The 26888-nt window shown below is 60.1% G+C and carries 21 protein-coding genes; 11 read left to right on the plus strand and 10 right to left on the minus strand.

The genetic code is table 11. From position 1 onward, the window contains the following. Window positions 1-1800 (plus strand): DUF4302 domain-containing protein, encoded by a 1800-nt coding sequence (locus DW189_RS05575; RefSeq protein ID WP_022332564.1) that lies wholly within the window; start codon window positions 1-3, stop codon window positions 1798-1800. Window positions 1801-1922: 122 nt separating this feature from the next. Here DW189_RS05575 and DW189_RS05580 read toward each other — a convergent pair whose 3' ends face one another. Genes DW189_RS05580 through DW189_RS05590 form a run of 3 tightly spaced genes read right to left on the minus strand, consistent with a single transcriptional unit; the run spans window position 1923 to window position 7699 of the window. After that, window positions 1923-4337 carry a transglycosylase domain-containing protein gene (locus DW189_RS05580; protein WP_117507141.1) on the minus strand — a complete coding sequence of 805 codons (2415 nt, stop codon included), beginning with the start codon at window positions 4335-4337 and terminating at the stop codon, window positions 1923-1925. 40 nt (window positions 4338-4377) lie between these two features. Next, window positions 4378-7350 (minus strand): hypothetical protein, encoded by a 2973-nt coding sequence (locus tag DW189_RS05585; protein ID WP_117507142.1) that lies wholly within the window; start codon window positions 7348-7350, stop codon window positions 4378-4380. Between the two features lies 1 nt (window position 7351). Further along, window positions 7352-7699: a translation initiation factor gene (locus DW189_RS05590; protein WP_117507143.1), complete on the minus strand. Its 348-nt coding sequence runs from the start codon at window positions 7697-7699 to the stop codon at window positions 7352-7354. An 83-nt stretch (window positions 7700-7782) separates the two neighbouring features. Here DW189_RS05590 and DW189_RS05595 point away from each other — a divergent pair, with 83 nt between their 5' ends. Beyond that, the gene (locus DW189_RS05595; protein WP_117507144.1) at window positions 7783-8886 is read left to right on the plus strand and encodes a DUF4435 domain-containing protein; all 1104 of its coding nucleotides are present in this window, start codon (window positions 7783-7785) and stop codon (window positions 8884-8886) included. Window positions 8887-8967: 81 nt separating this feature from the next. On the opposite strand, the gene DW189_RS05600 is transcribed toward DW189_RS05595, so the two are convergent. Continuing rightward, window positions 8968-10224: an aspartate kinase gene (locus tag DW189_RS05600; RefSeq protein ID WP_117507145.1), complete on the minus strand. Its 1257-nt coding sequence runs from the start codon at window positions 10222-10224 to the stop codon at window positions 8968-8970. A gap of 81 nt (window positions 10225-10305) precedes the next feature. Further along, the gene (locus DW189_RS05605) at window positions 10306-12441 is read right to left on the minus strand and encodes a prolyl oligopeptidase family serine peptidase (protein WP_117507146.1); all 2136 of its coding nucleotides are present in this window, start codon (window positions 12439-12441) and stop codon (window positions 10306-10308) included. Between the two features lie 162 nt (window positions 12442-12603). On the opposite strand from DW189_RS05605, the gene DW189_RS05610 reads away from it, so the two are divergent. Genes DW189_RS05610 through DW189_RS05620 form a run of 3 tightly spaced genes read left to right on the plus strand, consistent with a single transcriptional unit; the run spans window position 12604 to window position 15257 of the window. Continuing rightward, complete coding sequence (locus tag DW189_RS05610) at window positions 12604-13431, plus strand: 2,3,4,5-tetrahydropyridine-2,6-dicarboxylate N-succinyltransferase (RefSeq protein WP_055204173.1); 828 nt, start codon at window positions 12604-12606, stop codon at window positions 13429-13431. A 25-nt stretch (window positions 13432-13456) separates the two neighbouring features. Continuing rightward, window positions 13457-14527, plus strand: a complete 1071-nt coding sequence (locus tag DW189_RS05615) for a TlpA disulfide reductase family protein (protein ID WP_117507147.1) — start codon at window positions 13457-13459, stop codon at window positions 14525-14527. A gap of 1 nt (window position 14528) precedes the next feature. Further along, window positions 14529-15257, plus strand: a complete 729-nt coding sequence (locus tag DW189_RS05620; RefSeq protein ID WP_032135336.1) for a biotin--[acetyl-CoA-carboxylase] ligase — start codon at window positions 14529-14531, stop codon at window positions 15255-15257. Window positions 15258-15321: 64 nt separating this feature from the next. Here the strand turns inward: DW189_RS05620 and DW189_RS05625 are convergent, their stop codons facing one another. Both DW189_RS05625 and DW189_RS05630 read right to left on the minus strand, forming a co-directional pair. Further along, complete coding sequence (locus DW189_RS05625; protein WP_117507148.1) at window positions 15322-15960, minus strand: hypothetical protein; 639 nt, start codon at window positions 15958-15960, stop codon at window positions 15322-15324. 3 nt (window positions 15961-15963) lie between these two features. Next, window positions 15964-17472, minus strand: coding sequence for a hypothetical protein (locus DW189_RS05630; protein WP_196012338.1), 1509 nt, complete (start codon window positions 17470-17472; stop codon window positions 15964-15966). Window positions 17473-17665: 193 nt separating this feature from the next. On the opposite strand from DW189_RS05630, the gene gcvH reads away from it, so the two are divergent. Together gcvH and mdh are read left to right on the plus strand one after the other, a co-directional pair. Next, window positions 17666-18043, plus strand: coding sequence for a glycine cleavage system protein GcvH (gcvH, locus tag DW189_RS05635; RefSeq protein ID WP_055204183.1), 378 nt, complete (start codon window positions 17666-17668; stop codon window positions 18041-18043). Window positions 18044-18062: 19 nt separating this feature from the next. Then, a complete protein-coding gene (gene mdh, locus DW189_RS05640) occupies window positions 18063-19004 on the plus strand; it encodes a malate dehydrogenase (protein ID WP_022332576.1) in 942 nt (313 codons plus the stop codon). Window positions 19005-19165: 161 nt separating this feature from the next. On the opposite strand, the gene DW189_RS05645 is transcribed toward mdh, so the two are convergent. The 3 genes from DW189_RS05645 to greA form a co-directional block, all read right to left on the minus strand. After that, on the minus strand, window positions 19166-21469 hold the full coding sequence (locus DW189_RS05645) for a TonB-dependent receptor (RefSeq protein WP_117507150.1): 2304 nt from the start codon (window positions 21467-21469) through the stop codon (window positions 19166-19168). Window positions 21470-21548: 79 nt separating this feature from the next. Further along, window positions 21549-21881 (minus strand): hypothetical protein, encoded by a 333-nt coding sequence (locus DW189_RS05650; protein WP_022332578.1) that lies wholly within the window; start codon window positions 21879-21881, stop codon window positions 21549-21551. A 144-nt stretch (window positions 21882-22025) separates the two neighbouring features. Beyond that, entirely contained in the window at window positions 22026-22502 is a 477-nt protein-coding gene (gene greA, locus DW189_RS05655; protein WP_018694648.1) for a transcription elongation factor GreA, read from the minus strand. A 267-nt stretch (window positions 22503-22769) separates the two neighbouring features. Here greA and cls point away from each other — a divergent pair, with 267 nt between their 5' ends. The 4 genes from cls (at window position 22770) to coaBC (ending at window position 26885) form a co-directional block, all read left to right on the plus strand. Continuing rightward, on the plus strand, window positions 22770-24134 hold the full coding sequence (gene cls, locus DW189_RS05660) for a cardiolipin synthase (RefSeq protein WP_232045463.1): 1365 nt from the start codon (window positions 22770-22772) through the stop codon (window positions 24132-24134). Window positions 24135-24449: 315 nt separating this feature from the next. Beyond that, window positions 24450-25280, plus strand: a complete 831-nt coding sequence (locus DW189_RS05665; protein WP_018694646.1) for an outer membrane protein assembly factor BamD — start codon at window positions 24450-24452, stop codon at window positions 25278-25280. A 2-nt stretch (window positions 25281-25282) separates the two neighbouring features. Next, window positions 25283-25609, plus strand: a complete 327-nt coding sequence (locus DW189_RS05670; protein WP_055204191.1) for a DNA-directed RNA polymerase subunit omega — start codon at window positions 25283-25285, stop codon at window positions 25607-25609. Between the two features lie 10 nt (window positions 25610-25619). Continuing rightward, window positions 25620-26885 (plus strand): bifunctional phosphopantothenoylcysteine decarboxylase/phosphopantothenate--cysteine ligase CoaBC, encoded by a 1266-nt coding sequence (coaBC, locus tag DW189_RS05675; RefSeq protein ID WP_055204193.1) that lies wholly within the window; start codon window positions 25620-25622, stop codon window positions 26883-26885. Window positions 26886-26888 lie beyond the last annotated feature (3 nt).

Below are 26888 nucleotides of genomic sequence, written 5' to 3' on the forward strand. Positions count from 1 at the left end.
ATGAAAAAATTAGCGATAATACTTCTGGGGCTGTTCCCCCTGGTGCTGAGTTCGTGCCTGAAAGAGGAGGAGGATTATTTTGACAAAAGCGCCAGCGCCCGGATCGAAGAGGCCGTCAAGAACGCCATCTCCGTGCTCGAAGGCGCGGAGAACGGCTGGGCCGTGAAATACTACCCCAACCCCACACAGACCTTCGGGGGGTTCAACCTTTTCTTCAAATTCGACGACGGCACGGTAACCGTCAGCTCGGAGATCGAAAGCGCGTCGACGACCGCCACCAGCCTCTATTCCGTAGGGCAGGAAGCGGGTCCCACGCTGGCGATCGACACGAAAAACGAGCTGATCAACTATTTCGCCCACCCGCGCAATCCGGACGGGTACGGGTCGAACTACAAGGGGCTGGAAGGCGACTACCTGTGGACTGTCCTGAGCGCAACACCCGAAAAGGTGATGCTGCGAGGTGTCAAATCGGGAAGCCTCTACACCCTCACGCCGCTGGAAACCAGCGACTGGGCATCCGAAATGCAGGCATACAAGAACGCTGCCTCGGACATGGAGTTCCCCTCTTATGTCTGCGTCGTCAAGGGCGACTCGCTGGAGTGTATCACCACCTCGGAGGGCAAGTTCCTCTACCGGAACCTCACGATCAGGCAGGAAACCGACAAAGGCATCGAAAGCTACGCCGCGCCGTTCATCTACACCAAGACCGGCATCGAGCTGTACGAACCGCTGACGATCAACGGAGTCACAGCCCAGAAGCTCGATCTGAAGGAGGAGTACTATTTTGCCAACGAGGACGATTCGTTCATCATTTCGGGCCCCAAACCCGTTACCTCGGACAATATCCTCACATACGGGGCGGTCGAAACGACCTTCAATACGGTCAAAGTGACTGTAACCCCATCCAATTCCGACACTTACTACGTGGCGGCGTTCCTGCCTTCGGAGATCGCAGGTTATACCGACAAGCAACTGCGGAACGCGATCTGCGACCTGCTTGCGGCCGGCGACCTCTACTCGGGTGAGAAAACACTCACGTTCAACTACCTGTACGACCAGGCGGAATATATCCTCGTCGGTTTCGGTATCGACGCAACGACCATGGCCTCAACGACCAAGATATTCCGCCAGAGCGTGACGACGGGCACACTGCCGGATACGATGGCCGACGGGTACAAGGCATGGCTGGGTACATGGACTGTCACATCGACCTCGTCCGAGAAATCGAAGACCGCGTACAGCTTCGACATCGAAATCCGTCCGAGGACGATCGACGGCACCTATCTCGTACGGGGATGGGGTTATACGGTCATCAAGGACGACTACGAAGTCGATGCGAATTACGTCAGTTCGACCAAAGGCTTCCAGTTGTTCAAACGCGAGGTCGGCACGCTCGGCGACGGCGGGGCACTGACGCTGCTCCCGCGTATCCTCAACCACCAGACAAACGCCTACGGGCTGCTCAACACGAGTGCGTACCTGCTCTACGCGAAACCGGACGGGGAAGGCAAGGGCAACATCACGGGCCGTGAGGGTTCGCTCTCCGGCGGCGGTACGTTCACGATCGTGTCCGCCGACTTCTGGAACGTCAAGAACGGGTCGAACTACTACTTGCAGGCCATGGATCCCTACACCTACCAGGATTTCTTCGTCGGGCCTTACACGATGGTACGCAAATCCACGGACTACGGGCCGTCGGGACGTTCGGTAGCCAACGCAATGGGCATCGAAGAACGGCAGGCCGCAACTGCCGTTACCATGCCCCACGACGTGAAGGTTCCCTTCCGGGCCGAAGAGTAACCCGGGGCAGGCTGCACGGCGGGACATCCCGTAAAGATGTCTCCCGGCAGGCTCCCCGCAGGAAAAAACGCGAAGGGGCGGATCTGAGATCCGCCCCTTCGCCATATCCATCGGCAACCCTGTCAATCGAAGAAATTGTCGTCCTCGGCGATCCCGGGCTCCGTAGGGCGTTCGTCGGGGTCGACCTCCTCGTCGCAGTCGTAGCGCGGCATCATCGCCGGGCGGATGAACTGGTCGGCGCGGCTCACGCCGAGGCGCCCGTCGTCATAGACCCGTTTCATGAAGTCGCCCACGATCGGCAGCGCCATCACGCTGCCCTCGCCGCCCGCCACGAAATGCACGGCCTGGTCTTCGCCGCCGACCCAGGCTCCGGCCACCAGTTTGGGCGCCACGCACATGAACCATGCGTCACGGTTCTTGTTCGAAGTGCCCGTCTTGCCGCCAATCTCCATGTCGTTGAGCCCGAACTGCCATTTCAGCCGCCCGGCCGTACCCGAGTTGACCACGTCCTGCAACATCGTCAGCATCGTATAGGCCGTGCGCTCGCTCACGGCATCCTGCGACTGGGGGATGAAGTTGGCGATGACGTTGCCCTGCCTGTCCTCGATGCGCGTCACGAAGATGGGATCGGTATGCACGCCCTCGTTGGCGAAGGTCGAGAAGGCGCTCACCAGCTCGAAGACGTTCGACTCCGAGGAACCGAGGCAGAGTGCCGGCACGGGGTCGATAAAGCTGCGTATGCCCATGTTATGGATAAAGTCGGCCACGGCGGCGGGCTGCTTGGCCTGCTTCATGATCCACGCCGAATAGTTGTTGCGGCTGCGGGCGAGCCCCCAGCGCAGCGGGTGCATCACGCCGTCGTACTCGACCTTGCCCGCTTCCTTGGGCGACCAGGCCGTACCGTTGGCCGTCTCGATCGTCACGGGCAGGTTCGGCACCATCGTGCAGGGCGTCAGCCCCAGGTGGTCGATGGCGAACGTATAGACGAAGGGTTTGATGGTCGATCCGATCTGCCGCTTGCCCTGCTTGGCCATGTCGTACTTGAAATAGCGGAAGTTGGGGCCGCCGACATACGCCTTGACATACCCCGTGCGGGGATCGAGCGCCACGAACGACGCGCGCATGATCCGTTTGTGGTGCAGGATCGAATCGCGCGGGGTCATCAGCGTGTCGCGCTCGCCCCGGTACGTGAAGACCTTCATCGAACAGGGTTTGTCGAACGCCGCCATGATCTGTTTCGCGCTCGCCCCGGCATCCTCCATCTCGCGGTAGCGATCCGAATAACGGATGGCATGCCGCATGATCCGCTCCCGCTCCTCGCGCGTCGCGTCGATGAAGAGGGTCTTCGTATTGCGGTATTGCGCGTCCATACGGGGCTGGATCACGCTCTGCATCTGCTTCTGCACGGCTTGTTCGGCATATTTCTGCATCGTCGAGTTGACCGTCGTATAGATCTTCAGCCCGTCGCGGTAGATGTTGTAGGGCGTACCGTCGGCCTTGCGGTTTTTGCGGCACCAGCCGTAGAGCGGGTTTTCCTCGTACTCCTTCACGGCCTGGTCGTAATCCCATTCGGTGTAGAACTGGTTGCGCTTGGGGCGCTCGGCGTTCATCACAAGGCGCAGCATCTCGCGGAAATAGGTCGCCGTGCCCTCGTTATGCGACACGGGCTTGTAGTTGAGCACGATCGGCAGGGCGCTGATCGAGTCGCGCTCCTTGCGTGTCAGCGCCCCGGCATCCTCCATGCGCGAAAGCACCAGGTTCCGCCGCGCGAGGGCGTTCTCGGGGTTGCGCACGGGCGAATACCGCGTCGGGGCGTTCACCACCCCCACCAGCACGGCCGCCTCCTGCACGTTCAATTCGTGCGGCTCCTTGTTGAAGAAGGTCTGCGCCGCCGACTTGATGCCATAGGCGTTCGAGCCGTATTCGACCGTATTGAGGTACATGGCGGCGATCTCCTCCTTCGTATAGTTGTATTCGAGCTTCAGCGCCGTGATCCACTCCTTGAGTTTCGACACGACGAGTTTCGACGAACGGACGATACGCCCCCGGTTGCGCACCGTGTCGCGCGGGAAAAGGTTCTTGGCCAACTGCTGCGTGATGGTCGAACCGCCGCCCTGCGACGTATTCTGCAACAGCACGGTTTTCACCGCCACACGTGCCAGCGAAGGGATGTCGATCCCCGAATGGGTGCGGAAACGGGCGTCTTCGGTTGCGATCAGCGCCGCGACGATCGGCGGCATGTCATGCCCGTCGAGCCGGATGTGGAATGCCGAATCGGCCGGGAAAAGGTCTTCGTACTGCACATAAGAACGGTTCTGCACGAAGAAGGAACCGATCACCTTGCCGTCCTCGGAGTAGATTTCGGTGGCCAGGTTGCTGCGCGGGTTCTCCAGCTCCTCGAACGAAGGCATGCGCCCGAACAGCCCCAGGGCCGTCAGCAGCAACATGACCGCCAGCAACGCAAAGGGTGCGAAGACCACCCCCCATATCCATTTTATCGTTTTCGGGCTGACGCCCGCCTTTTTCCTTTGTGCCATAGGCCTGAAATTTGCGCTAAAGATACAAAATTTATTACAATCAGAACGGCAGCCCCACGGCCGCGGCCCACCAGACGCCCCCGGTGCTGGGATGGTAGACCGACAGCTTGAAGGTCGACGTCGCCGACGCAGGCTGGCGGAAAGCATTGATGTCGAACACGATGTCGCCGCCGACCGACCATATCCGCCGCCAATCCATGCCTTTGCCCGCAGGGCGGCGGAACTGCGCGTAATCGCCGCCTGCGTTGAGCCGGATACGCTTGAAATAGAGCACCGACCCGATGCCGCCCTCGGGATACCACACCGGCAGCTGGTAGTCGAGCGACACGGCCGTATAATTGTTCGATACGATGTCCGCCGACGAGAAGCCGCGCGGGATGAGCCGCGTCGACTTGTAGCTCAGGGGCGCATAGCCCGCAGGGAACTTGTACCCGCCGACCGAAGTCTGGTAGGTGGCCGCCACCTTCAGCGAGTTGTGGGCGGCCAGGCCGGGCAGGTAGGCCTGACCGAAGAACGAGATCAGGTCGCTGAAATGCACGTTCGCGGGGTTGAACGTATACAGCGTGCTGAGCGTATAACCCCACCGGGGCGCAATGTCGCGGTGCGCCATGCGCACCTGGTCGGAATAACCGAGCCCGAACGAGAGTTTGTGCAGTCCCTTGCGGAAGCCGATGCGTTGGATATTGGAGATCTGCCCGCGATCCCATTCGATCTTGTCGAGGTTGGCGACCATGCCGTTCGAATAGTTCCAGCCGGCAGACACCGACAGTTGGCGGGTGTGGTACCCCCGCTGAAAATAGAGCGGCAGCGTCGCGGCGAGCCCTATGGAGTAGTATTTGTCGGGACTGGGACGCTTCTGGTAAATGGGATCGCCCGTCTGCGGATCGTACGACACCAGCGAATAGAAAAGCTGGTTGCCGCCGTACGATGCGTCCAGGTCGAGGTGCACGCCCAGCCCGAAGTAACGCACGCCGAGGTTGAAGAGCGACCCTTCGTTGCGGTTCCAGCCGTAGGAGGCATAAGCCTCGGTATTCGACAGCAGGTTCTGCGACAGGAGCGTAACGCCCAGATTGAGGTTGATATTATGCTCGTCCACGGCATCGAAGGGATTGAACGCCACGGGCATCCAGCTGTGTACGTTCACCAGGTTGGGCACCTTGCGGTAGCGCCTGGCGCGGAACGTACCGCTCTGACGCAGCGAATCGGCCCCGGTGAACCGCACCGTGTCGAGGTTCACCACGTCCCAGCGCTTGCGTTCGGGGTTCACGACGTTGAGCGGCAGCTTCGAGGGGGCGACCGGGATCAGCGTACTGTCCGCGACCCGCTGTGCGGCGACGCGGTACCCCCTGCGGTCATACGTGGTCAGCAACACCCCTTCGCCGTCCGCGGCGTCGTGCCACGGCGCCGGGGAAAACGAACCGAAGGCCGACGTGGTGATGCGGTATTCGCGGCGGGCCATCAGATCGTAGCAGTGTGCTTCGTCCCTGCCCGAGGCGATCGAGCCGTAATAGAGCTTTCCGCCGCCCGCCCTGAGGTTGCTCAGTGTGATATAAGCCCCCTCGGTGAGGGGGAACACCCCTTCGTCGTCGATCCGTCCGAGCCACATGCCCGCGTCGTCGGTCACGATGACATAGTAGGCCAGCGTCACGTCGTCCCACGCCAGCCCGTGTATCTCGGTATGGCGGGGCGTGCCGAAACGCCGCTCGGGCTGCCCGTCGCGCTGCACCACGACCGTATAAGTCCCGTCGGGATTATACTCGACCCAGGCCAGTTCCCCGGGTGCCGGCGTCGGATAGAGCGCATTGCGCCGCCCGACGAAAGTACGTGCCGTCCCCCGCTCCAGATCCATGTAGCAAAGCTGGGAGTTGACCCGCTGCTCGAAGAGCTTCGAACGGCGGTACTCCGTCCACCATACGCGCCCGCCGTACATCGCAGGGCGGGTCGAGACCAGCCCCGTATAACACACCGGCTCCTCGGCACCGGTACGGGTGTCGAGCCGCACGAAACGCGACGGACGGTCGTAATCGGTCTTGAGCACCAGCACCGTCGTGTCGCTGAGCGGCAGCGGCCACTGGTAGGTCGTGTAGTTTCCTTCGGGCATCGCCACGAGCGGCGCGGCGCTGTCCCCGGTTCGGGGCAGCGAATCCCAATGACGTTCCAACGCGTCGAAGGTCTCGCGGAAAAGCTCACGGACATTCGTGCCGTAATATTTTTCGAGCGCGATGCGGGTCGTGGCCAGCATATAGGGGTTGCGCGAACCGAACCACGCCACCCTGTCCCACACGTTCTCGTCGTAACGCGCATAGGCATAAGAACATATCTGGTATCCCAGTTCGTAATGGTCGGGGATGTAGTCGCGGTAGGATCCGCAGAACCACTTGTCGATATTGCGGCGGTCGCGGCGCCCCTTGTAATCGCGCCCCACACGCCCCATGGCACGGTAGCCCATCGAGAACGAAGGCTGCAACCCGCGGCCGAACGACGACATGGCGGTCTCCGACATCACGGCATCGCCCTCCATCGCCCATATCGGCATGCACAACAGGCCGATAGTCGAGCCCTGCTGCCCGAGGATATAGCTCAGGGCGCGTATCACGCCGCGGTTCAGGTTGTTATACTGCACCGCATGGCGGTATTCGTGCGCCACGAGCTGCTTGTACCACGGCATGGAATAGCCGTCGATGGCCGGCGAAGTGAGGAACTCCACACGCTTGGGCAGGTACATCACCAGCCCGTTCGACTGGAAATTCTCGGGGTGCATGACGAAGGGGATGCGCATGGGGCCGTGGCGGAACCCGTACGAGATGTCGGGCTGCACGGTGCGGATGTAAAACAGCGTGCGGCGTGCCACGCCCGACACGGTATCGGGATAGATCATCCGCACGTCGGGCGTGCGGATCGTGCTCCACTTCAGCCCCGCGGGGTCGGAACCCCACGTGTAATATTGCGCCCGGGCTTTCGGCGCGACGCCCAGGGCGCACAGGAACAGTGCGGTATACAGCAGCCTGCGCATCTCAGGAGCCGGCTTTTTTACAGCGGTAGCCGCCCTTGGCGAGGATCTCCACAACGCGGTCGCGGTGGTCGCCCTGGATGATGATCTCCCCGTCCTTGGCCGTGCCACCGACTCCGCACCGGGTTTTCAGCAGGCGAGCCAGCTCCTGCAGGTCGGCGTCGCACCCGACAAATCCCCTGACGAGCGTCACGACCTTGCCCCCGCGTTGCTTGCGGTCGAGCCACACGCGCAGATCCTGCTGCGCCGGGGGCAATGTCGCGGGCCCTTCGGCCGTGCCGGTGTCATATTGAAAATCAGGGTTGGTCGAGTAGACCATCCCGAGCCTCGCTTTCCAATCGTTGTCTGCCATATTGTTCGAATAGTAGGAATCGAACGTCCTTTTAGGACGTCTTATTTTGTGCAAAAATAATAAAATATTACCTTTGTTGACGTATGGCGAAAAAGTTCCGCGAAAAACTGCGCAAATTAAACCCGTTCACGCGCCCGGCCACGCTCGAAGAGCTGCCCAAACCGCTGCCGGCCAACCCCGACCAGCGGCTCGTGAGGGTTTATGTCGAAGGCTACGAGGACGTGGCTTTCTGGCGCGGCATCTTCGACCACTTCCAGAACCCCTACATGCGTTTCGAAATCTCGGTTCCCAACCGCGCCGACCTGCCCAAGGGCAAGAAGGTGCTGATGGGCATGATCCCCCGCTCGTCGGACGAACTGATCCTGTGCGTCGACTCGGATTTCGACTTCCTGTTCGCCGACCGTACGGAGCAGTCGCGCGAGGTCAACAACGCCCGCTACATGTTCCACACCTACGCCTACGCCACCGAGAACTTCCTCTGCTACGCCCCTTCGCTGCACAACATCTGCGTCAAGGCCACCAAGAACGATACCCGCATCTTCGATTTCGTGCGTTTCATGCATGAATATTCCTGCACGATCTACCCGCTGTTCCTCTGGTACGCCTACTCGGCGCAACTCTCCTCGGAGAACGTCTTTCCGCTCATCGACTTCAAGTCAGCGGTGCGCATCGGCTACCTCGACCTGGCGGACAACGGCGAAAAAACGCTCGAATGGCTCCGGCGCAACGTGGCCAAACGCGAGGAGATGCTCCGCAGGCGCAACCCGAAGATGATCGAACCGATGAAGGAGTTCGAGGAGCAGCTCAGGGGGCGCGGCCTGACACCCGAGAACGCCTACCTGTTCATGCACGGGCACACGCTGATGGACAACGTGGTGATGATCCTGCTGAACTCCGTGTGCGAGAAGCTGCGGGCGATGTCGATCGCCAAGATCACGGCTTCGAAGAAACAGGGCGTGGCGCTCAAGAACGAGATGGCGAACTACACCAACTCGCTGCGTTCGATCCGCGACGTACTGCTCGACAACGAGAACTACACCAAATGCCCGCTCTACAAACGCCTCCAGCGCGACATCGAAAAATACATCGCCCGCACGATCTGGAACATGAAACGCAGCGGCGCGATCCGCGACGATTCGACCTGGACGGTGCTGCGCAACATGCGGCAAGGCTCCGAAATAAAATAGCGAACCGGAAGCGGCCCCGCGGGGCCGCTTCCGGTTTTATACAGGCACGGCGCATCCGCCGATCCCCGTCCGATCCCGCCGCTAACTGCGCTTGCGCACCACGCGCACGGTGGACTGCGTCGCCTGCCGCACGAACACCTGCGGGCCGCGGGCGTATTTGCGCCACAGTTCGTCGGTATAGCCGCGCACGGTCAGCAACTCCATGTTCTCGGCCTTCATCACGTCGAAGCCCGCCTCGCGCAACGCCTCGATCGCCTCGTCGATATGCCACGAGTTATCGACGCACAGGCTCAGGTTCACGGCCGAGTTGTGGATCAGGTTGGTCTTGATGCGGAACCGCTCCAGCAGCGAGAAGATCGTGGCGAACTTCTCCTCCAGCACGAACGAAAAATCGCGGGAGCGGATCGTGAGCAGCACCTGGTCTTTCTTGAGGATAAGGATCGGCACGACGACCGGCGCCGACATGCCGCGGATCACGGTGCCCGGCTTGCGTTTGTCGCCGAAGGGACGCACGTAGAGCGGGATATTCTTGTTCTGCAGCGGCTTGATCGTCTTGGGATGGATGATCTGCGCGCCGCTGTATGCCAGTTCGATGGTATCGAGGTAGTTCAGCTCGGCAATCTGCTCGGCGTCAGGGAAAATCTTGGGGTCGGCATTCAGCACGCCGTCCACATCCTTCCACACCGACATCGACTCGGCGTCGAGGATGTTCGCCACCACGGCCGCCGAGTAGTCCGAGCCTTCGCGGCCGAGCGTCGTGGTCGTCCCGTCGGGTGCCCCGCCGATAAAGCCCTGCCCGATGAAGATGTTCTCGACGCACTCGGCCAGTGCGTTTTTCAGCAGCGGCTCCGAAGCCTCGAGGTCGACCCCCGCATCCTTGTGGCGCTGTTCCGTGAGGAAGCAGCGGCGCATGTCGATCCAGCGGTTCGCCACCCCGGCATAATTGAGGTATTCCGAAATGATGGTCGTCGACACCAGCTCGCCGAACGCCACAATCGTATCGTACCACAGTTCGGCATCGGCGGGCTTGTAGACCGTACCGACAGCCACGCGCTCCAGTTCGTCGAACAGGGCATCGACCTTCTCCAGCCGCTTGGGGCCGTGCCACAGGTCGCCGATGATCCCGGCATGGTACTCGCGCAGTGCCGCGACATGCTCCAGCGAAAGATCCTTGTCGCCCTTCTGCACCCCTTCGAACACCTTTTCGAGCGCATTGGTCGTTTTGCCCATGGCCGAAACAATGATGAAGAGGTTTTGCTCATCGTCGATAATCTTGCGCAGGTTGCGCACCCCGTCGGCATTCCTCACCGACGCACCTCCGAATTTATAGACTTTCATTATACCTTATTTTACTAACCTGACTAAAAATCGGCCGGTGCCTTCCATGGCCAGTGAAGGCAGCCGGCAATATACCGAAAACTACTTCGCAACGGGTTTATAAGGCACCTCGATGTTCTGGAACAGGAACGCATAGGTGTCCGCCTCCTCGTCGATACGCTTCGAAGTGGGTTTGCCTGCGCCGTGCCCGGCCTTCGACTCGATGCGGATCAGGATCGGGGCGTCGCCCGCCTGGCAATGCTGCATCTGGGCGGTGAACTTGAACGAGTGCGCCGGGACGACGCGGTCGTCGTGGTCGGCGGTCGTCACGAGCGTCGCAGGGTACTGCACGCCCTCGCGGATATTGTGCAGGGGCGAATACTTATAGATGTAGTCGAACTGCTCCTCGTTCTCGCTCGAGCCGTACTCCACGGCCCAGCCCCAGCCGATCGTGAATTTGTGGTAACGCAGCATGTCCATCACACCGACAGCCGGCAGGCAGACGGCATAGAGGTCGGGGCGCTGCACCTCGCAGGCGCCGACCAGCAGTCCGCCGTTCGAACCGCCCGCGATGGCGAGTTTGTCCTTCGAGGTATACTTGCTGGCGATCAGATACTCGGCCGCCGCGATGAAATCATCGAAGACGTTCTGTTTGTTCTCCAGCATCCCGGCCTTGTGCCAGGCCTCGCCGTACTCCGAGCCGCCGCGCAGGTTCGCTTCGCAGAAGACGCCGCCCTGCTCGACAAACATGATGGCCGAGGGACGGAAACCGGGCGTGCGGTTGATCTGGAACCCGCCGTAGGCATAGAGGTAGCACGGATTCTTGCCGTCGAGCTTCAGATCCTTGCGGTGTGTGATGAACATCGGCACCTTCGTGCCGTCCTTCGAGGTGTAGAACACCTGCTCGGTGGTGAACAGCGCGGGATCGAAATTCACTTCCGGGGCCTTGAACAGCGTCGATTCGCCCGAGGCGACATCGTACCTGTAAATCGTGGCGGGAGCCGTGTATCCGGACACCGAATAATAGATTTCGGCAGCCTCGTCCTCGCCTTTGAACCCCGAGGCGGTGCAGATGCCCGGCAGTGCGACATCGCGCACCGGCCGGCCGTCGAAGCCGTACTGAACGACCTTGCTCTGCGCATCCTGCAAATAAGAGGCGAAGAAGTATCCCCCGGCGGCGGTCACATTTTCGAGCAGGCTCTTTTCATTTTCCGGAATGACCGCCGTTACGCCCGAAGGGGCGTTCAGGTCGACCTTCATCAGCGCATAGTTCGACGCGTCCTTGTTCGTTATGTAATAGAGCTGGTCGTCACGGCACTCGACGAGCGCGTAATCGGCCTCGAAGCCCGGCAGCAGCGTGCGGAATTTCGGCTCGGAAACTTTCTTATAAAGTATCTCGGTTCCCGACGTACCCTCCGAAGCGGAGATGAAGAGCCATTTGCCGTCCTTCGAGGGCCATGCCGAGAAGTAACGCAGCGGATGTTCGGCATCCTTATAAATCAGCTTGTCAGCCGACTGCGGCGTACCGAGGCGGTGGTAATAGACTTTCTGGAACTGGTTCTGCGAAGAGAACACTCCTTTTTCAGGAGCGTCGTAAGCGCTGTAATAGAAACCTTTGGAATCGGGCGCCCACTCGGCGCCGGAGAACTTGACCCAGTTGATCTTATCGGTCGTGAACGTGCGGTCGGCGGTGTTCATCACACGAATCTCCACCCAGTCCGAGCCGGATTCGGCCACCGCGCAGGCGCAGTATTTCCCGTCCTTGGAAAAAGCCACCGACGAAAGCGCCACCGTCCCGTCGTCCGAGAGCGTATTGGGATCGAGGAACACCTCGCCCTCCGCACCGGGAGCCGTCGTACGGTAGAGCACCGACTGGTTCCGCAGCCCGTCGTTGTAGAAATAGTACCACGCATCGCCGTGTTTGGCCGGGATGCCCTCCTTGGGGTAATTCCACAACTGGGTCAGCCGCCCGCGGATCGCGTCGCGGAACGGAATCTGCGACAGGTAATCCTGCGTCACGGCATTCTGGGCCTTGACCCATGCCGCCGTCGCCTCCGAATTGTCGTCTTCCAGCCAACGGTAGGGGTCGGCGACCTTCGTCCCGAAATAGTCGTCCGCCACGTCGGTGCGCTGCGTCTCGGGGTAGGGCATGTGTTTTATCTGCTTCATGTGGTTGCAACTTGCCATCATCGCCGCAGCGCCCGCCAGGGCCACGGCCTTGCGTGTCAATTTCATCATAGCATTCCGGAGTTTGGGTGAATATCGTGGCAAAGTTAGGAAAAAATAAGAAACCACACGCATTTTTCCCCTTACCGGCCTACAAAAGGGTTATTTTTCACCCTACAAGCCGGGAAACCGAAGTTTTTGCGTAACTTTGGCTTGCAAAAACAACCGAAAATCATGTACAGCGAACTCAAAAAGATAATCGAACAGGCCTGGGAAAACCGGGAACTGCTCAGCGAAGAACCCGTACGGCAGGCCGTGCGGCAGGTGGTGGAACTGGTGGACAAAGGACAACTGCGCACGGCGGAGCCCGTCGACCCGGCCAAAAGCGAATGGAAAGTCAACGAGTGGGTCAAAAAGGCCGTCATCCTCTATTTCCCGATCCAGCCCATGCGCAAGATGCAGGCCGGGGAACTGGAGTGGTACGACAAGATGGAGGTCAAGCACGGCTACGAGGAGCTGGGCGTGCGCGTCGTACCGCACGCCGTGGCGCGCTACGGCGCCTACATCGCCCCGGGTGCGATCCTCATGCCGTCGTACGTCAACATCGGCGCCTATGTCGACACGGGCACGATGGTCGACACGTGGGCCACGGTAGGCTCCTGCGCCCAGATCGGCAGGCACGTCCACCTATCGGGCGGCGTGGGCATCGGCGGCGTACTGGAACCCGTGCAGGCCGCCCCGGTCATCATCGAGGACAACTGCTTCATCGGCTCGCGTTCGATCGTGGTCGAGGGGGCGCATGTCTGCCGCGAGGCGGTGCTCGGCTCGAACACCGTCATCACCGGCTCGACGCACATCATCGACGTCACGGGGCCGGAGCCCGTCACCTACAAGGGTTACGTGCCGCCGCGTTCGGTGGTCGTCCCGGGCAGCTACCGCAAACAGTTCCCTGCGGGCGAATACAGCATCACCTGCGCGCTGATCATCGGCCAGCGCAAGGAGTCCACCGACAAGAAAACCTCGCTCAACGACGCCCTGCGCGACTTCGGCGTATCGGTATAACCCCCGGTCTGCGAACCGCCCCTCCATGAAAAAGACACTGTTCCTGCTGACTGCCTCGGCACTGCTGTCCGGATGCCGCCCGACAGGCTTCCGCTATACCCTTACGGGACATATCGAGGGGCTGAACGACTCGGTCGCACTGGTCGAATCCGTCACGAAAGACACGCTCGCCGTGCTTCCCGCCCCGGACGGCTCGTTCCGTTACAAGGGGCGCTACGACGAACCGACGGCAGCCGCCCTCGTGCGTAAAAACGGACAAACCGCCGCGGTGCTCTATATCGAGCCGGGCAATATCCGCATCGAGGGACGCCTGAATGCCGAGGAGTCCAGCAACCACGACAAAATCGAGTACTATCCCTCCGGCACCCCGGCCAACGACGCTTTCGGGGCGCACCTGCGATTCGTGAACCGGGCGCTGCATGCCTACAATTTCGAAGACCACGACCAGGCCTACCGCGCCGCGCTGCTCGACAGCCTGATCGGCTCCTCGGCGCGCAACCTCGCGGCCAACACCGACAATATCTTCGGAGTGGCGATGGTCGACGGCGTTATCCATTACGACAAGGACATTTCGCGGGCCCGGGTCGATTCGATCGTCAGCCTCTTCCCGCCTCACCTGCGCACCTGCCGGCTGATGAAACGCCCCCTCGAACATATCGAGCGCGTGCTCCGGTCGCGGGAACTCGCCCGATACGTGGATTTCACGGCGAACGACGCCGGAGGCAACCCGGTCACGTTAAGCCAGGTCATGAAACGCAGCCGCTACCTCCTGCTCGACTTCTGGTTCGCCGACTGCGTGCCCTGCCGCAGCGAGATGCCGCATATCAGGACTGCCTACGAGGCCTATCACGACAAGGGATTCGAAGTCGTCGGGCTGTCGACGGACAAAGACGCCGGGGCATGGAAAAAAGCCATCGCCGAAGACGGGATGGCGTGGATTAACCTGACGGACGCCGACAGGCGTGTCTGCGACCTCTACTCCGTCACCAAATTCCCGACCAACTACCTGATCGACTGTTCGACGGGCGAAGTCGTCGCCCGCGAACTGCGGGGCAAGGCGCTCGCAGAAACCCTCGGAGAACTTTTCAAGCAATAACATGATTTACCGCATCGCAGAAACCACCTCGACCAACGACGACGCCAAGCGGCCGGAATACCGCCACGGCGACATCGTCTGGGCCGAACGGCAGACCGCCGGGCGCGGGCAGCGGGGGCATTCGTGGACGAGCCCCGAAGGCGAGAACCTCACCTTCACGCTGGTGCTCGAACCCGTGTTCCTGCCCGTCGGCGAACAGTTCCTGCTCTCCGAAGCCGTCACGCTGGCGCTTACGGACACCTTCGCCGCCTTCGGCATCGACGCCCGCATCAAATGGACGAACGACATCTATGTCGGCGACAAAAAACTGGTCGGCATCCTCATCGAACACAGCTATTCGGGCCCGACCCTCGCGCGGACGATCGCGGGCATCGGCATCAACGTCAACCAGCGTGCGTTCGACCCCGCACTGCCCAACCCCGTGTCGATGGCGGTCGCTAGCGGCCGCACGTTCGACCGCCGCGAGGTGCTCGAATCCTTCCATGCCTGCTGCATGGGCCGCTACGACCAGCTCGTACGGGGCGAAAAGGCAGCCTTGCAGGAAGAGTACCGGAAGCGCATGTACCGGCTGGGCGAAACACACCCTTACCGCCGCCCCGACGGCACGCTCGTCGAGGCCGTCCTCGAAGGCGTACGCCCCTCGGGCGAGTTGATCCTGCGCCACGCCGACGGCACGCGGCACGCATACCTCTTCCGGGAGATCGAATTCGTGATCGCCGGGAAAAGCTGAATTGCCATAATCATTAGAATCGATCGCAAAACTCCCGGAGGGCCGCACGCTCGAACAGGCAACGTCAATTCCACGGAGCAGGTTTCAACGCTTCATCCCCGGGATTGCGGGGCCCTGTCGGCACCGTCAAGTCCGGAATTTCAGGTTCCGATGACGGATATTGAAGGCGTATCTTCGAAAAGTTGACAAAACTCATCCCATGCATAAACTGCAATTTCCGGCCGAAAAGATTAACGTCCCATTTCACATATCGCTTGAGATTTTTTTCCAGCAATGCGAATTTGGATGGCGGAATAGCCAACATACAAGGAACATAATCTATTGTAAACGAAACTTCTTCCGTAACACCCGCTGGTGAAATGACATAACCTATTGTAAGAACGGCTTCTGCATCTGTTCGCAACAGTTCATACTCCTCCCGCGTAAAAGTCTCTGTAAAAGCCTTTTCCACACATCCGGGGATCGTATTCGCAACGGCGTATTCTTCGAATTCCGGTTCGATAGGGCTGCCATCCTTATAAACTTCCGGTGCATTTTCCCGGGTATTGGTTATATTGGCCAAAGATAGAATTACGCCCTGGTAGACAGAAGCCAAAAATGTAATCCCGTCTGCAGTAATACGATCCCGGCCCGTATAGTAATCCTGAGCGGAAACAGTTGATCCAAGCCCCAAAATAATAATGATGCTAAACACTCTTTTCATATGCTATTCATTTTTATATTCCGGACAATCCTCCATCATTTTCATTAAAACATCGACGTTCACAGCATCCTCGGAAAAAGGATATAGCGTAACATCCGCGTATGAACGGCTCATACTCCTTAGCAAGGACGCGGCATTCCGATATTCTTCTCGAAAATTATCACTTTTTATATTTCCGGCCATAATATATTTACTCAAAGTTCCAAATATCCGTCGCCCCTCGCCTTCACTGATATATTTACTGACTCCGTTCATATTCCCGATTTTCAACCGATACATATACCAGCACAGTTTGGCCTCGATCTCGTTATTGAGCCGCATGCCCCTGTACTCTTCGGGGGTTTTGCCCGAACATTGGTGCGTATGGAAAAGCTCTTCGAGCAAAGTGATATCGTCGAGCCGAGACCCCATCCTGATCTCGAAATCGTCCCATACGGTACCGCCTTCGAAAGTATAGGCAGTCGGGATCATCACCGAACTTCCGAAAAAACCGGTGCGGATCGTTACATTCCCCCGGATCGAACCGATAATCTTCCCGGCCATGCAATCCTGGCGCAACGAATCCAGCAACGGTTCCAGTTTTTCCCTGCTGTCGGAAGCAAGCATTATATTTTCATTTTCCCGATAACGGGTGTTGGCCGGACTTCCCGGATTAGAGGAGGCACCGCCACCGCCGCCACCGCTGCCCGAAGGGCCCCGATCCTCTTCGGTAGGCTTGACGGGATCCGTATCCGAACGCTCATATTTGATATGGTTTACAGGGCGCTTGGCAGAAACCACAACCGCCTCTATACCGCCGCCGTCAACCGGCTCGCTTTTCTCTGACTCCGCCTCCGCACGTGTCACCGCTGTTTCCCGGCTGCACACGACACTCAGGCCATCCAGCATTTCGCCCAGGCGGGCAGTATTTTCCGCCTGTGTCCGCGACTTATCGTAAAGGAACGCTTCAGCCTGGCATGCTCCTCCGGCATAACGAACCGCATGAACCGGAAATCCGTCGAGCGAGGTGTAAACCGCCAGCCCGGTGAAATCCCCCTTGGAGCCGCTGTTGAGCAGCCTGTCGTAGTCGTCGGCCGTGCGCCCCGCGGCATAGTCCGGATCGGGAACATAAAAACGCAGATAGCTGCTCATGACACCGCTGCGGGAATCCTTTACGACGACCAGTTTGTGGTAGATCGGGGTAAAACGCGGTTCGCCGTACTCGTCGATCCGATAACGAAAATAGCGGAACTCGCCCCGGACAGGCACATCGGTACTGGAAAGCACTTCCCCGGCCGAGACCGTCGCCAGCGACCAGTCGGGCATATAAGTCCCGAGCGTCAGCGTCCCCTCTTCACTCCCGGCTCTGGTCGGTGCCGCAACACGCTCGAAATAGCGGCGTGCCTCGGCCACGGACATAGTTTCCGGATTTCCGGCCTGCGCGGTATCATTCGCCGCATGATCGGAACAGGCCGAAAGGGCATACAGGACAACAGTACATCCTGCGGCAATCAAATAGGATCGTTTTTTCACAGGTTGTGGTTTCAGGGTTTCCGTCGTGACGTAAGTTGTTTTAAAATTAACAAATATTTACGACATCCCAAAAACTTCGGATACCCTTACGGTTATTGAGTTAAAAATATAACATAAATCCTTGCTGTTACGGAAATAACAGTTATATTTGCAATGAAAAAACCGCATTTGAATTTTAAACGATAACCACACCATGAACGTACCCGCAAATCTGAAATACTCGAACGACCACGAGTGGTGCCGCGTCGAGGGCGACACGGCCGTAATCGGCATCACCGACTTCGCACAGAGCCAATTGGGCGACATCGTCTTCGTAGACGTGCCGACCGTAGGCGAAACCCTCGCCGCGGGCGAAGTATTCGGCTCGATCGAAGCCGTAAAAACCGTGAGCGACGCATTCCTGCCCATCGGCGGCGAGATCCTCGAATTCAACGACGCCGTGGACGCCGACCCCGCCATCGTCAACAAGGACGCATACGGCGAAGGCTGGCTCGTCAAGGTCAGGATGTCCGACCCGGCCGAGTACGACGCACTGCTGAGCGCCGCGGATTACGAAAAGCTGATAGGCTAAACACAAAAAATAAAAAGCTATGTCTAAAGTTACAGTAGTAGGTGCAGGTGCCGTTGGCGCAACCTGCGCAAATGTGATGGCTTGCCGCGAAGTTGCGAGCGAAGTCGTCCTGATCGACATCAAGGAAGGTCTTTCGGAAGGCAAGATGCTGGACATGTACCAGTGCTCGACGCTGATGGATTTCGACACCAAGCTCGTGGGCGTCACCAACGACTATAAGCAGACCGCCAATTCGGACGTGGTAGTCATCACCTCGGGTATTCCCCGCAAGCCGGGCATGACGCGCGAGGAGCTGATAGGCACCAACGCCAACATCATGAAGGGCGTGATCGAGAACGTGGTGAAATATTCGCCCCGCGCCATCATCATCGTGGTCGCCAACCCGATGGATACGCTGACCTATCTGGCGCTCAAGGCGTCGGGCCTTCCGAAGAACCGCATCATCGGCATGGGCGGCGCACTCGACTCGTCGCGTTTCAAGTGCTACCTGGCCAAGGCTACGGGCGCCAACATCAACAACGTCGACGGCATGGTCATCGGCGGCCACGGCGACACGACGATGATTCCGCTCGTCTCGAAGGCCACCGTCAACGGTGTACCCGTTTCGCAGTTCGCATCGAAGAAAAAACTCGATGAGGCCGTAGCCAACACGATGGTGGGTGGCGCAACGCTGACCAAACTCATCGGCACGTCGGCCTGGTACGCTCCGGGAGCCGCTTCGGCCATGATGGTCGAGGCGATCCTCAACGACCAGAAGAAAATGGTTCCCTGTTCGTGCTACCTCGAAGGCGAATACGGACAGTCGGACATCTGCATCGGCGTACCGGCGATCATCGGCCGCAAGGGCATCGAGAAGATCGTGAAGATCGACCTTTCGAAAGAAGAGGCCGAGAAATTCGCAGCTTCGGCCGACGCCGTCCGCAAGACCAACAACGTGCTCCACGAGATCAAGGCGATTTAATTCCGCGCTGCGACAGATACGAAAAACGTCCCGGAATCCGGGACGTTTTTTTATCCGGGATCGGGAGCCGCGAAAAAGCGCATGCAGCATAGCTGCATGCGCTTTTTCGTATTCCCTTCGGGACGCCGGACGGCCTCCTTTGGGGCATCCCTCTTTGCGGATCAGAAACTGAACTTCGCACCGACGAACCAGCTGCGGGGCAGCGACGGGCCGTAAATGTAGCCCGAATCGCGGTCTACGCCCTTGTCGAAATCCTTCTGGTAGGCGTTGAACAGGTTCTGCACACCGCCATAGAGCTGCATGGTTATCTCCTTGTAGATACGCACGTCGTACGACAGGCGAATATTCATGTCGAAGAACGACGGGGTCGAGACGGCCACGTCCTGCGCGACGCCCGACCCGGCCATGTGCTGCACCAGCATCGACCCGGTGCAGGTTCCCGACAGGTCGGCCGTGAAATTCCGCACCGGTTTGAACGACGCGGTGAAATAGCCGTAGGCATCGGGCGTGCGGAACATCCGGCGCACAGGCGGCACCTCTGCGTCCTCGCTCCAGAATTCGGGCTCCTTGTAACGGCTCTGCTGAAGCGTCACGCCCGCCTGCAACTCGAACCAGCGGGTAAAGGCCGCGCGCCCCTCGACATTGAAGCCGCGCACCGTGGCCCCCGAACCGTTGTAGCGTTCCTTGACCTTACCGCCGTCGGCCGCATCGTCCATGTCGCGCAGGGCGAACACGTCGTCGAGGATCGTATAGAAACCCTCGACCAGCAGGTTGGTCTGCACCTTCCCGAACGTATGGTAAAGATCGGCCGAGAGGCTCACGCTGTGCGAGCGCTCCTCCCTCAGGTCATCCGCCAGCCGGATGCGCACCCGCTTACCGCCCACGATGGCGATGTGCATGTCCTCATCGAACGCCTGCGGGGCCCGGTAGCCCCCGGCGTAGCTCACGCGCAGGTTCACCGCTTCCGACGGGTTGAAACGCACGTTGACGCGCGGGCTGAAAATCACATGGTCTACGAGGTTGTGCTTGTCGAGGCGGCCGCCGACAAGCAGCGACCACTTCCTGGTCTTCCACTCGTTCTGCAGATAGGCACCCACGATATGCACCGTCTGGTCGGTGTGGATATCATAGCCGATCGAACGGTCGCCCAGGTCGTCGTAACTGTACTCCGTACCGAAAGTCAGTTCCGAGGGCATGAACAGCAGCTTCCTGAACTCGTGGATATACTGCATCCCCGCCGCTACGGTCAGGTCGTGCGTCGTCCCGTAGGCATCGGGATCCTGTTTGCTGCCGTAGTAGCTCTTGCGCGCCGTATTCTGAAACGAGGCATAGGCATTGAAGCGGTTGCGGCGGTCGGGCGACGAGATGTCGAACGAAAGGCTGCCCCCGTCGATCGAATGGTCGATCTGCTCGGCGATCAGCGCCTCGTGGGGCGGCCGGTCGAGCATGTCGCCCCCGCGGCGGAATTCGTTGATATGGTGGTACTGCGCCGTGATGCGCGAATAGGCGCCCGTACGGAAGAACGTACGCATGCCCATCGACTGGCTGTTGATGACGGGCACTTCGGTGAAGCCGTCGCCGTCGTGGTCGTAGCCCGAACGGTGGCGGCTCTGGCCGAAGACGCAAAGCCCCGCCCGGCCGCTCTCGGTGACGAGCGAAGCATTGAGCATCGTATTGTTGTCATAGGAATTGCTGCCGCCGATCGAAGTGAGCGTATGCGACATCTGCGCCGAATTGCGCGAAGGCTCCTTCGTAATGACGTTGATCGTGCCGCCGATGGCCGACGACCCGAACAGCGCCGAGCCGCCGCCGCGCAGCACCTCGACCCGCTCGATCATGTTGGCCGGGATCTGTTCCAGGCCGTATACGCCCGTCAGGGCCGAGAATACCGGGTGCGAATCGACCAGGATCTGCGAATAATGGCCGTCGAGGCCGTTGATGCGCACCTGCGTGAAGCCGCAGTTCTGGCAGTCGTCCTCGACACGCACGCCGGGCTGGAACGACAGCCCCTGTGCCAGGCACGAGGCATTGGTCTTCTCGAACAACCCGGCGTCCAGCACGCTCACCAGCGCAGGCGCCTCCCGGCGCAGCCGGGCGGAACGGCTGGCCGATACGACCACCTCGTCCATCGAAATGCCGCTCTGCACCACCTCGAAATTCAGTTCGGCCGTCTGCCCGCGCCTGAGTGTCACCTGCTGCGTCTGCGAGGCATAACCCAACGCGCGGACTTCGAGCGTCAGCGCGCCCTCGGGCAGGTTTTTCAGGAAATAATGCCCCGAAGCGTCGGTCGTGGTGCCGAATGCCGTGCCCGTCACGGCGATGGTCGCATAGGGAATATGTTCATGCGTGTCGCGGTCGACCACATGGCCGAAGATATTGGCGTCGGTACTTTTCTTCGGCGCCTCGACACCAAGTACCAGTACACACCGGCACATGACGAGTGCCAGCAAAATATATTTTTTCATTGCTTGTCAGATAATAAATAGTATGGGCCGGGCTGCATGCACCCGGAATATGAATCAGGAAAATGGAGGGGATCGCCGGTTACGCGACAGGGGGCGCACGCAGCGAAATGCCCGACGCCTGCTCATAGAGTTTGCAGCGGGTTGCCTCGGGCAGCAGCACGGCCAGCATCTCTGCATAGAACGAGTGCACGGTCGGCGCGATGTCGAGGTAGGGGAAGAAATAGAAATCGTCGATGATACACCTGTCGACGATGATCGTATGGGCACCGTTGTCGGGCACCAGATCGCCGCAGTGCGCGGAGAAATGCGCATGGTCTTCGTTGTAGATATGCACCTTCTGCCCCGCGTAGGCCGCGAGCAGAACCAACAGCAGCAAAGCCGCATAGAGTCTTTTGGGTGCGTAGCGTATCATCTTTCCGAGCCAAAGATAGCAATAAAAAAGGGCCGTTCAAAACGGCCCTGCAAAAATACCCTAAAATGGGGATATATGTCGTGTCCACGTACCCGGATGCCGGGAGGCGGACGATGGGCGCCGCCACCCTGCGGATCGGGCGCCTCAGATGCTGATGTCGAGGATCTCGAAATGGATCGTCCCGGCAGGCACCTCCACGTCGACGCGGTCGCCTTTCTTGTGCCCCAGCAATGCCTTGGCGATGGGCGTACCGATCGCCAGCTTGCCTTCGCGCAGGTTCGCCTCGTGCTCGGCGACGATCGTGTAGGCCACCTCTTTCTTGGTGTTGTGGTTCAGCAGCGACACCTTGCTCAGTATCTGCACCTTGCTCTTGTCGATCTTCGACTCGTCGATCACGCGGGCATTAGCGAGCGAATCCTCCAGCTTGGCGATACGCATCTCCAGCAGACCCTGCGCCTCACGGGCGGCGTCGTACTCCGCGTTCTCCGAAAGGTCACCCTTGTCGCGCGCTTCGGCAATAGCCGCCGATATCGCCGGACGCTCGACGGAACGCATGTGGTCGAGCTCATCCTTGAGTTTTTTGTAACCCTCCGCTGTCAGATAAATAATCTCTTTTGCCATAATATTAAACGAGTCCGACGCACTTGAATTTCATAACGCTGCGAAAGATTCCGAACATGGGGCCCGTCGAACTCACATTAGGCATCCGCAGATGCCCGTCCCACATCCAAAATCCTCCTGTATTCCCCTTTGCAGCGGGGGAACCCTGTAAAACAAACAACGTAAAAAAATAAGAATCCTGACCGGTGAAGGCCAGAACCCTGTTTCCATTGTATACAGCAAAGATAAAAAGTTATTTTCTAATTTCCAAATCTTTTTTCGCGGCGCATGGCACGGAGTATGCGCCTCGCGCGGGATATGTATATCGTACTCCTGCTCCACTTAGCCTGGGCGCTCATGGCCGTCCCCGTCGTCACGCGCCAGCAACGCGTCCCCGCCTCGGCAGCGACCTGGCTGGCGCTGATCCTGCTGCTGCCCGTCGCCGGCACGCTGCTCTACATACTGGCCGGCTACCGCCGCAACGGCCCCGCGGCGGATTGCCCCGCCTGCCGCGGCGACCACCTCGAACAGATCATCGCCCACGGATGCGGCACACGCCCCACCCGGTACAACCGCGTCGGGCTGCTCCACAACGGCAACAACGCCTTCACGGCACTGATCGCCTCGCTGCAACGGGCCACGCGCTCGATCCACATGGAGTACTACATCATCCGCGACGACCGCATCGGGCACACCATCGCCGAAATACTGATCCGCAAAGCCCGCGCGGGGCTCGAGGTGCGGGTGATCTACGATGCCGTCGGCTCGTGGCGCCTGAGCCGCAAGACACTGCGCCGCATGCACGACGCGGGGGTCGAGACTGCGGCTTTCGAACCAGTTCGCTTCCCGTGGTTCACCACGCGCGTCACGCACCGCAACCACCGCAAGATAGTGGTCACCGACGGCAAGGTCGCCTACCTGGGCGGCATAAACATCGCCAAATACTACCTCGACGGGGATTACATGGGCAAATGGCGCGACGAACACCTGCGCGTGGAGGGCGACGCCGTGGCCGACCTGCAACGGCTCTTCATCGCCGACTGGGCGCGTGTACGCGGCGAATACCTCGACAGCCGCCGCTACATCGCCCCGCACGGCATCCGGCGGCGGCTGCCGATCCAGCTGGCCTGGGCCGAGGAGGGGCCCTCGCGGCTGACCATCGCCGACGCCTTTGCCTCGGCCATCGTCCGGGCGCACCGCACCATACGCATCTCCTCGCCCTATTTCCTGCCCCCTGCCATGTTGCTCGACGCGCTCCGGCTGGCAGCGCGCGGCGGGGTGCGGGTACAGGTGATGATCCCCTCGTGCAGCGACTCGCCGTTCACCGACCTGATTTCCGACTCCTACATCGGCGACCTGCTCGACGCCGGGGTCGAACTCTACCGCTACGACAACGGCTTCCTGCACGCCAAGCTGCTGATCGTCGACGAGGACACCGCCTCGGTCGGCACGGCGAACATGGATTACCGCAGCCTGCTGGACAACCTCGAAGTCACGGCTTTCATCCGCGACCGGAGCGTCGTGCGGGCACTCTCGGCCACCTACGACGACGACCTGGCCTCGTGCCGCCGGATCGCGCGGGAAACATGGCGGCCCGCGGCGTGGCGGCGCACATTGGGCGACGCGCTGCGGCTGGTCTCGCCCCTGATGTAGCGCAAGCCGCGGATCGGCATTTCCGCACCGGGCCCGGCGCGCCGTTCCCCTGATTTCCGTAATTTTTCCCTCTCGCCGCCTGTCTGACCCCACCGCCGGGCAGAGGCTCCCCTCCGTCCGCCACCGGCGCCGGAAGCACCTCCGGCCACGGATTCGGATGCCGCCGTGCGGCATCCCGGGAGGCCCGCGGGCCTCCCGCCCGGGCGAGAGCGGGAAATACGGCGCGGCACCTTATTGTTACGCACAATAATTTTTTTTGGAAATCGTTAATTTATGCGTAACTTTGCGCGATAAAGCGCCGTAAAAGATTTATCAATGAAGCAGACTTTTTTATACGCCGTGTGCGGGGTGATTCTGGTCACCGCATTTAGCGGATGCGCAGGCATCAACTCCCTGCTCAAAAGCGGACAACCCGAACTGATTTACAGCAAGGCGCTGGAGTACTACCAGAAAGAGAAGTGGTCGCGTGCCTCGACGCTCTTCGAGGGCGTCCAGCACTACTACATCGGCACGCCGCGCGAAGACAGCGTCTCGTTCTTCAACGCCCGCTGCAAGTTCAAGAACCGCGACTATGACACCGCCTCGGCCCTGTTCGACGATTTCCGCCGCAAGTTCGGCCGCAGCGCCTTCATCGAAGACGCCGAAGGCATGTACGCACTCTGCTTCTACTACCTCTCGCCCGGCCCCTCGCGCGACCAGACGATGACCGGGCAGGCACTGATCGCCATCAACGAGTTCATGTCGCGCTACCCTCACAGCGACCGCGTCGAGGATTTCAAGCAGATCAACGGCGAACTGACGCAGCGCCTGCACGACAAGTCCTACCTGAACGCATACACCTACTATAAGATAGGCCGCTACAAATCGGCCATCGTATCGCTGAAGAATGCGCTCAAACAATTCCCGGACAGCAACCACCGCGAGGAGATCATGTACATGATCGTGGACGCCAGCTACCGCTTCGCCAACAACTCGGTCGCAAACAAGCAGACTGACCGCTATCTCTCGATGCTCGACTCCTACCTCTCGTTCAAGGAGGAGTTCCCCGAATCGAAATACACCAAGGAGGTCGACCGCATGGCCAAGCACGCACGGGACTACCTCGACCGCAACAAGAAGGACGAAGACAAAGACAACAACATATAACAATGGAAATCAAGAAGAACATCCCCAACAACACCATCACGCGCAAGCTGGTGGATCTGGACAAGGAAACGGGCAACATCTACGAAACGGTGAACATCATCGCCCGCCGTGCCAACCAGATCTCGACCGAACTGAAGACCGAGCTCAGCCGCAAGCTCGCCGACTTCTCTTCGCCGACGGACACCATGGAGGAGACCTTCGAGAACCGCGAGCAGATCGAAATCTCGCGCTACTACGAACGCCTGCCCAAGCCCGCGATCATCGCTACCGAGGAGTTCCTCGACGGCGAACTCTTCTACAAAGAGAACAAAGAGGCCAAGGAGTCCTAACGATACCGCCATGAATTTGCAGGGAGGTGGCATACAGGGCCCCGGCGCAGGCACTGCCTGTCCGGCCGAAGGATTGGCCGGACGGCACATACTGCTGGGCATCACGGGAAGCATAGCGGCCTACAAGGCGGCTGTGCTCTGTCGTTTATTGAGGACGGCGGGCGCCGAGGTGCGTGTCGTGATGACCCCGCTGGCCAAGCAGTTCATCACCCCGCTGACGATGGCCACGCTCTCCAGGAACCCGATCCTCGTGGAGTTCTTCGACCCCGAGAACGGGGCCTGGAATTCCCATGTCTCGCTCGGCGAGTGGGCAGACTGCTACCTGATCGCCCCCGCCACGGCCAATACGCTGGCCAAAATGGCATGCGGCATCGCCGACAACCTGCTGCTGACGACCTACCTCTCGGCCCGCTGCCCGGTGGTCGTCGCCCCCGCCATGGATCTGGACATGTACGCCCACCCCACGACCCAGGAGAACCTGCGCCGGCTGGCCGGACACGGCGTGCGGATCGCCGAACCCGCCGAAGGGGAGCTCGCCAGCGGGCTCACGGGCAAGGGACGCATGGCCGAACCTGCGGAAATCGCCGCTTATGTCGGCACCCTCCTCGCCGCGGAAAACCCCGAAAAAAAAAAGCACCTGTCCGGTAAACGCTTCGTCGTAACGGCAGGCGCCACGATCGAAGCCATCGACCCCGTGCGGTTCATCTCGAACCACTCGTCGGGCAAAATGGGCTACGCCATCGCCGGAGCGCTGGCCGCGCGCGGTGCGCAGGTGACCCTCGTCACGGGGCGCACGTCGCTGCCGACACCTCCGGGCGTGGAGCGCGTGGACGTGCTCTCTGCCGCCGAGATGTACGACGCCGCGACCGGGGCTTTCGACGGCGCCGACGGCGCTGTCATGTGCGCCGCCGTGGCGGACTATACGCCCGACGCGGTTTCGCAGACCAAGCTCAAGAAGGGCGAGGGCGAAATGCACATCACCCTGCGCCGTACGCGCGACATCGCCGCAGAGCTGGGAGCCGCCAAAGGCGGCCGCCTGCTGGTCGGCTTTGCCCTCGAAACACACGACGAACAGGCCAACGCCGAGGCAAAGCTCGCGCGAAAGAACTTCGATTTCATCGTCCTCAACTCGCTGCGCGACGCCGGCGCGGGATTTCGCGGCGACACCAACAAGGTGACCTTCATCGACCGCAACGGCCGCGAGCCGCTGCCCCTGATGCCGAAGAGCGAAGTAGCCGGACGTATCGTCGACAAAATCGAATCACTGTTAAAATAAAGA

It is taken from the genome of Alistipes sp. AM16-43, assembly GCF_003435745.1.
Taxonomy (GTDB): Bacteria; Bacteroidota; Bacteroidia; order Bacteroidales; family Rikenellaceae; genus Alistipes; species Alistipes onderdonkii.

Bases quoted from the DNA above. Each gene is read 5' to 3' on its own strand.
- coaBC (WP_055204193.1), top strand. From the start codon at position 25,620: ATGAATTTGCAGGGAGGTGGCATACAGGGCCCCGGCGCAGGCACTGCC.
- DW189_RS05580 (WP_117507141.1), bottom strand. From the start codon at position 4,337: ATGGCACAAAGGAAAAAGGCGGGCGTCAGCCCGAAAACGATAAAATGG.
- DW189_RS05575 (WP_022332564.1), top strand. From the start codon at position 1: ATGAAAAAATTAGCGATAATACTTCTGGGGCTGTTCCCCCTGGTGCTG.
- DW189_RS05605 (WP_117507146.1), bottom strand. From the start codon at position 12,441: ATGATGAAATTGACACGCAAGGCCGTGGCCCTGGCGGGCGCTGCGGCG.
- DW189_RS05665 (WP_018694646.1), top strand. From the start codon at position 24,450: ATGAAGCAGACTTTTTTATACGCCGTGTGCGGGGTGATTCTGGTCACC.
- DW189_RS05590 (WP_117507143.1), bottom strand. From the start codon at position 7,699: ATGGCAGACAACGATTGGAAAGCGAGGCTCGGGATGGTCTACTCGACC.
- DW189_RS05600 (WP_117507145.1), bottom strand. From the start codon at position 10,224: ATGAAAGTCTATAAATTCGGAGGTGCGTCGGTGAGGAATGCCGACGGG.
- cls (WP_232045463.1), top strand. From the start codon at position 22,770: ATGGCACGGAGTATGCGCCTCGCGCGGGATATGTATATCGTACTCCTG.
- gcvH (WP_055204183.1), top strand. From the start codon at position 17,666: ATGAACGTACCCGCAAATCTGAAATACTCGAACGACCACGAGTGGTGC.
- DW189_RS05615 (WP_117507147.1), top strand. From the start codon at position 13,457: ATGAAAAAGACACTGTTCCTGCTGACTGCCTCGGCACTGCTGTCCGGA.
- DW189_RS05595 (WP_117507144.1), top strand. From the start codon at position 7,783: ATGGCGAAAAAGTTCCGCGAAAAACTGCGCAAATTAAACCCGTTCACG.
- DW189_RS05670 (WP_055204191.1), top strand. From the start codon at position 25,283: ATGGAAATCAAGAAGAACATCCCCAACAACACCATCACGCGCAAGCTG.
- DW189_RS05620 (WP_032135336.1), top strand. From the start codon at position 14,529: ATGATTTACCGCATCGCAGAAACCACCTCGACCAACGACGACGCCAAG.
- DW189_RS05610 (WP_055204173.1), top strand. From the start codon at position 12,604: ATGTACAGCGAACTCAAAAAGATAATCGAACAGGCCTGGGAAAACCGG.
- greA (WP_018694648.1), bottom strand. From the start codon at position 22,502: ATGGCAAAAGAGATTATTTATCTGACAGCGGAGGGTTACAAAAAACTC.
- DW189_RS05650 (WP_022332578.1), bottom strand. From the start codon at position 21,881: ATGATACGCTACGCACCCAAAAGACTCTATGCGGCTTTGCTGCTGTTG.
- DW189_RS05645 (WP_117507150.1), bottom strand. From the start codon at position 21,469: ATGAAAAAATATATTTTGCTGGCACTCGTCATGTGCCGGTGTGTACTG.
- DW189_RS05585 (WP_117507142.1), bottom strand. From the start codon at position 7,350: ATGCGCAGGCTGCTGTATACCGCACTGTTCCTGTGCGCCCTGGGCGTC.
- mdh (WP_022332576.1), top strand. From the start codon at position 18,063: ATGTCTAAAGTTACAGTAGTAGGTGCAGGTGCCGTTGGCGCAACCTGC.
- DW189_RS05625 (WP_117507148.1), bottom strand. From the start codon at position 15,960: ATGAAAAGAGTGTTTAGCATCATTATTATTTTGGGGCTTGGATCAACT.